Below are 1,425 nucleotides of genomic sequence, written 5' to 3'. Positions count from 1 at the left end.
CTAGTAGTGCTTCGTTAGGTTCGTCGCTGTCTGTGGCGGCTTCGTCGGGCGGGCAGGGGGCGTCCGCAGGTGGTGCAGGCACCGGTCCAGCACCTCAGCAGGTCCTGTAGAGCGTCGAGGGCCTGGTAGAGGGTCGGGCCGGTGTGCCGGCTTTTGGGTCGAGCCTCCTGAGGGTGAGGAATGCCTGGGCGGCGGTGACGAGGGTGACGTGGTGATGCCAGCCGCGCCAGGTGCGGCCCTCGAAGTGGTCCAGGCCCAGGCCGTGCTTGAGCTCGCGGTAGTCGTGCTCGATCCGCCAGCGCATCTTCGCCCACCGCACCAGGTCGGCGACCGGGGTCGAAGCGGGGAGGTTCGATATCCAGTAGCCCGTGGGAACGTCGCGGCTGTCCGGCCGTTCGACCAGGAGCGTCTGGGTGGGCAGGACACCGTCCCACCGGTTGCGGCCGCCGCCCGCCTCCTGGGCCGCGGCCAGGGACTGCTTGCCCGCGGGCCGGATGGTCAGGACCGCGAACCGTGAGGTCATCGCGCCTCTGCTGCCCTGACGCCAGGTCACCTCGGTGAACCGGGCCGCGTCAATCTCGGCCGCGAGGACGGAGATGGCTCGTGGTGGGGTGCGATAGCGGGACAGCGTGGGCGGGCCGAGCCCGCCGTATGCCGGATGGTGCGGCTCGACGCCCTCGGGGTGAGCGACCTCCTTCCCGGTCAGCGCGAGGACGTAGGGCAGTCCTCGTTCCCCGAGGGCGATCCGAAACGGTGTGCTGACGCCGTAGCCGGCATCGGCGACCACGACGGGCGCCTTCAGCTGCCAGTTGGCGAGCGTGTCGAGCAGGCCGAGCGCGAGGCGCCACTTCTCCTGGTGGACGATGTCGTCGGGGACTCCCGCGCGGCGGCAGCGGTCCGGCTCGTCCGTCCACTCCCGCGGCAGATACAACTGCCAGTTCAGCGGGCATGAGGCCGTGTCGGTGGCGGCATGGACGCTGACCGCGACCTGGCAGTTCGCCCGCTTGCCGACCGCGCCGCAGTACTGCCGGGCCACCCCGACCGACGCCCGCCCGCACTTGGGGAACGACACGTCGTCGACCACCCACACCTCGGGCGTGACCGCCTCGGTGAGCCGCTCGGCGATCCGTCGCCTGACCGGCAGCGGATCCCACGGCGACTGGTTCACGAACTGCTGCAGGGCCTGCATGTTCCCGTCCGGCAGACGCTCGGCCATCGGCTGGACCGACTTCCGCCGGCCGTCGAGCATCAGGCCCCGCAGGTAACACCCGCCCCACCGCCGCTGATCCCGCCGCGGCAGCGACCCGAACACATCGGCAACGAACTCCGCCAACTCACCCCGGAGCCGCTCCACTTCCCCCAGCTTCACCCCGAAAGGCTGCCCACCACCAGCCGAGATCACTCAACGTAACGAAGTACTACTAG

The 1,425-nt window shown here is 70.4% G+C and carries 1 protein-coding gene; it reads right to left on the bottom strand.

Annotated elements, in window-relative coordinates; translation table 11 throughout:
- Positions 1 to 94: 94 nt before the first annotated feature.
- A complete protein-coding gene (locus KUM03_RS13200) occupies positions 95 to 1,369 on the bottom strand; it encodes an IS701 family transposase (RefSeq protein ID WP_217247382.1) in 1,275 nt (424 codons plus the stop codon).
- Positions 1,370 to 1,425: the final 56 nt, after the last annotated feature.

The sequence above is a fragment of the Streptomyces sp. AC602_WCS936 genome, from assembly GCF_019049125.1.
Classification (GTDB): Bacteria; Actinomycetota; Actinomycetes; order Streptomycetales; family Streptomycetaceae; genus Streptomyces.
Note: the sequence above shows the minus strand (reverse complement) of the source record. Positions and strands in the feature narration are given on the sequence as shown.